At 72.1% G+C, this 3,741-nt stretch carries 6 protein-coding genes; 5 read left to right on the plus strand and 1 reads right to left on the minus strand.

Annotation, left to right across the window (positions count from 1 at the left end; genetic code table 11):
- Nucleotides 1–47: 47 nt before the first annotated feature.
- The 4 genes from ACFWN1_RS32215 (at nucleotide 48) to ACFWN1_RS32230 (ending at nucleotide 2,354) form a co-directional block, all read left to right on the plus strand.
- Nucleotides 48–470 carry a Mov34/MPN/PAD-1 family protein gene (locus ACFWN1_RS32215; protein ID WP_384369970.1) on the plus strand — a complete coding sequence of 141 codons (423 nt, stop codon included), beginning with the start codon at nucleotides 48–50 and terminating at the stop codon, nucleotides 468–470.
- 162 nt (nucleotides 471–632) lie between these two features.
- Nucleotides 633–911 carry a MoaD/ThiS family protein gene (locus tag ACFWN1_RS32220; protein WP_384369955.1) on the plus strand — a complete coding sequence of 93 codons (279 nt, stop codon included), beginning with the start codon at nucleotides 633–635 and terminating at the stop codon, nucleotides 909–911.
- Between the two features lie 4 nt (nucleotides 912–915).
- Nucleotides 916–1,866, plus strand: a complete 951-nt coding sequence (locus ACFWN1_RS32225) for a PLP-dependent cysteine synthase family protein (RefSeq protein ID WP_384369958.1) — start codon at nucleotides 916–918, stop codon at nucleotides 1,864–1,866.
- A gap of 95 nt (nucleotides 1,867–1,961) precedes the next feature.
- Nucleotides 1,962–2,354, plus strand: a complete 393-nt coding sequence (locus ACFWN1_RS32230; protein ID WP_384369961.1) for a hypothetical protein — start codon at nucleotides 1,962–1,964, stop codon at nucleotides 2,352–2,354.
- Here the strand turns inward: ACFWN1_RS32230 and ACFWN1_RS32235 are convergent.
- Nucleotides 2,351–2,758, minus strand: coding sequence for a type II toxin-antitoxin system PemK/MazF family toxin (locus tag ACFWN1_RS32235; RefSeq protein WP_384369964.1), 408 nt, complete (start codon nucleotides 2,756–2,758; stop codon nucleotides 2,351–2,353). The two genes, ACFWN1_RS32230 and ACFWN1_RS32235, sit on opposite strands and share 4 nt — an antisense overlap.
- A 216-nt stretch (nucleotides 2,759–2,974) precedes the next feature.
- On the opposite strand from ACFWN1_RS32235, the gene ACFWN1_RS32240 reads away from it, so the two are divergent.
- Complete coding sequence (locus ACFWN1_RS32240; RefSeq protein ID WP_384369967.1) at nucleotides 2,975–3,727, plus strand: MBL fold metallo-hydrolase; 753 nt, start codon at nucleotides 2,975–2,977, stop codon at nucleotides 3,725–3,727.
- Nucleotides 3,728–3,741: the final 14 nt, after the last annotated feature.

Raw genomic sequence — 3,741 nt, forward strand, 5'->3', positions numbered from 1 at the left:
GTACCGCACCCCGGTACGGGACGGCCCGTCCCCCTATCCTGGCCCGCATGCTGACCATCACCCAGGACCTGTACGACCGGATCGTCGCCCACGCCCGCGAGGACCACCCCGACGAGGCGTGCGGTGTGGTGGCCGGGCCGGAGGGCACCGGGCGCCCCGAGCGGTTCATCCCGATGCTGAACGCCGCCCGCTCACCCACGTTCTACGAGTTCGACTCCCAGGACCTGCTGAAGCTCTACCGGGAGCTGGACGACCGGGACGAGGAGCCGGTGGTCATCTACCACTCCCACACCGCGACCGAGGCGTATCCCTCCCGCACCGACATCGGCTACGCGAACGAGCCCGGCGCGCACTACGTCCTGGTCTCCACGGCGGACGCCGACGGCCTGGGCGACTTCCAGTTCCGTTCGTTCCGCATCCTGGACGGCGAGGTCACCGAGGAGGAGATCAAGGTCGTCGCGGCGTACTGATCCCACTCCCCGGTCGCGAACCGTCCGCCATCCGGGACGGGATTCCGGCCGGTGGACCGGGAATCGATACGATGAACCCATGGTTCTGACTGCGGTGCGCGCCCCCTGCTGACGTACCGAGCCGCAGCCCCGACGAACACCTTCGAACAGGAGCCCGCAACCATGGCCATCGAGGTCCGCATCCCGACCATCCTCCGCCAGTACACCGACGGCCGGAAGGCGGTCGAAGGCACCGGGGAGACCCTCGCCGACCTGTTCGCCGACCTCGAGACCCGGCACGCGGGCATCCAGGGCCGCGTGGTCGACGGCGGGCAGCTGCGCCGCTTCGTCAACGTGTACCTGAACGACGAGGACGTCCGCTTCGTCGACGGCATCGACACCAAGCTGTCCGACGGCGACACCGTCACCATCCTGCCGGCCGTGGCCGGCGGCATGGCCTGATCACATGCGGTACGACTCCCCGCTGGCCGCGGTGGGCAACACCCCCCTGGTGCGCCTGCCGCGGCTGTCGCCGTCCCCCGAGGTCCGGATCTGGGCCAAGCTGGAGGACCGCAACCCGACCGGCTCCATCAAGGACCGGCCCGCGCTGCACATGATCGAGCAGGCGGAGAAGGAGGGCCGGCTCACCCCCGGCTGCACCGTCCTGGAGCCCACCTCCGGCAACACCGGCATCTCGCTCGCCATGGCCGCCAGGCTCAAGGGCTACCGGATGGTGTGCGTGATGCCGGAGAACACCTCCCGCGAGCGCCGCGACCTGCTCGGCATGTGGGGCGCGGAGATCATCCCGTCCCCGGCGGCGGGCGGCTCCAACACCGCCGTCCGGGTCGCCAAGGAGCTGGCCGCCGAGCACCCCGACTGGGTGATGCTCTACCAGTACGGGAACCCCGACAACGCGGGCGCCCACTACTCGGGCACCGGCCCCGAGATCCTGGCCGACCTGCCCTCCGTCACCCACTTCGTGGCCGGCCTCGGCACCACCGGCACCCTGATGGGCGTCGGCCGCTACCTGCGCGAGCACAAGCCGGACGTGCGGATCGTCGCCGCCGAACCGCGCTACGACGACCTGGTGTACGGCCTGCGCAACCTCGACGAGGGCTTCGTACCCGAGCTGTACGACGCCTCGGTGCTCACCACCCGGTTCTCGGTCGGCTCGGCCGACGCGGTGGCCCGTACCCGTGAACTCCTCCAGCAGGAGGGCATCTTCGCGGGCGTCTCCACCGGCGCGGTGCTGCACGCGGCGCTCGGGGTGGGCCACAAGGCGGTCAAGGCGGGGGAGAGCGCCGACATCGTCTTCGTCGTCGCCGACGGCGGCTGGAAGTACCTCTCCACCGGGGTCTACACGGCGGCGACCACCGAAGAGGCCGTCGAGACCCTTCAGGGCCAGCTCTGGGCCTAGCTCCCCCGCGCGGGAGCCGTTCGGGGCGGGCGCGCGTCACACCGGTACCAGTGGTGCCGGTGCTCCAGCCGGCCCCGGACGGAGAGGCGGACCCCATGCGCCGTACGACACCCCTCACCCTCGCCGCGCTCGCGGCGGCCCTGCTGCTCGCGGGCTGCGCGACGGACGGGGGCGCCGCGGGCCCGCCCGCGTCGCCCGCGCCGCTCCGGGTGAAGTGCGTGAGCGCGCTCCGGCTGACCGCCGCCGACTCCGGGCGCACCCTGTGCCTGGACAAGGGCGGTGAGCTGCGGCTCTCCCTCGACGGCGACAAGGCCCGCCCGTGGAAGCCGGTCGAGGCGAAGGGCGGGGCGCTGACCCCGATCAACCCGGGCCTCGTGATCCGGCCGGGGGACGCGAACGCCGCGTACCGCGCGGAGAAGGCCGGCACCGTCGAACTGACCTCGGCCCGCGCCTCGGAGCACTGGCGGGTGACGGTCCAGGTCCGCTAACCGGCGAGGTGCCGCACCCGGTCCCACAGGGCCGGATCGGCCTCGGCGACCCGGTGCCGGAGATCCCCCACGGGCACCTCGTACACCGCTCCGGGGTCGAGGAAGCGCGGGCCCTCACCCAGGACGCCGCCCGGCAGCGGGATCAGTCCGGGGCGCTCCTCCGCGCCCCGGCCGGTGATCCGCGCGACCGTGGCCCGCCCGTCGCGCACGGCCAGCACCAGGCAGGGGGCGGGCTCGGCCCACCAGATGTCACCGGGGCGCGGACGGTCCGTCAACTCCTCTTCGGCGTGCGGGAGTCGGCGGCCACGACGCTGCCGGTGCCCCCGTCCCCAGCCGTCCACCAGCGTGGCGAGCAGGGCCAGCAGGAGCACCGCCACCAGCGCCGGCCACCAGGTCGTGTCCATGCGCAGGACGTTACCGGCGCGCGCCGGGTGCCGCGCGCCCTTGAGTCATCCTCACGCGCCCCCTAACCAGCCGAACCGGTGACAGCACAGGTGAGTTCGCCCACAACGGCCCCGGGCGAAGGAGCGACCCGCGCTTTCGCGCCTTACGCTCGACGAACCGCACAACCATGCCCTGCCGCTCCCCGACCCGCTTCTGCCAACGGAGGTTTCCGCTCCATGAAGCTCACCGTCGTCGGCTGCTCGGGGTCGTTCCCCTCCGCGGAATCGGCCTGTTCGAGCTACCTCGTCGAGGCCGACGGCTTCCGGCTGCTTCTCGACATGGGCAACGGCGCCCTCGGCGAGCTGCAGCGCCATGTCGGTCTCTACGACCTCGACGCGATCTTCCTCAGCCATCTGCACGCCGATCACTGCATCGACATGTGCGCGTACTTCGTGGCGCGCTACTACCGGCACGACGGCGGCCGCTGCGAGCCGATCCCGGTCTACGGCCCCGAGGGTACCGAGCACCGGCTGACCACGGCGTACGCGGACACGCCGTCCGCGTCCTCCATGAGCGAGGTCTTCGACTTCCACACGGTCAAGCCGTCCACGTTCGAGATCGGCCCCTTCACCGTGCACACCGAGCGGGTGCGGCACCCCGTCGAGGCGTACGCCATCCGGATCGAGCACGGGGGCAAGTCCCTGACGTACTCGGGGGACACCGGGGTCAGCGAGGCGCTGGACGAGCTGGCGCGGGACGCGGATCTGTTCCTGTGCGAGGCGGCGTTCACGCACGGCAAGGAGAACATCCCCGACCTGCACCTCAACGGCCGTGAGGCCGGCGAGACCGCCACCCGCGCGGGCGCCCGGATGCTGGTCCTCACCCACATCCCCCCGTGGACCGACCCCGAGGTCAACCTCGCCCACGCCCGCGCCACCTTCCCCGGCCGGGTGGAGCTGGCGGTGCCCCGCATGACGTACGAGCTGTAGCCCTGGAGCAGGAC

Origin of the sequence: Streptomyces sp. NPDC058459, assembly GCF_042721685.1 — a bacterium.
Classification (GTDB): domain Bacteria; phylum Actinomycetota; class Actinomycetes; order Streptomycetales; family Streptomycetaceae; genus Streptomyces.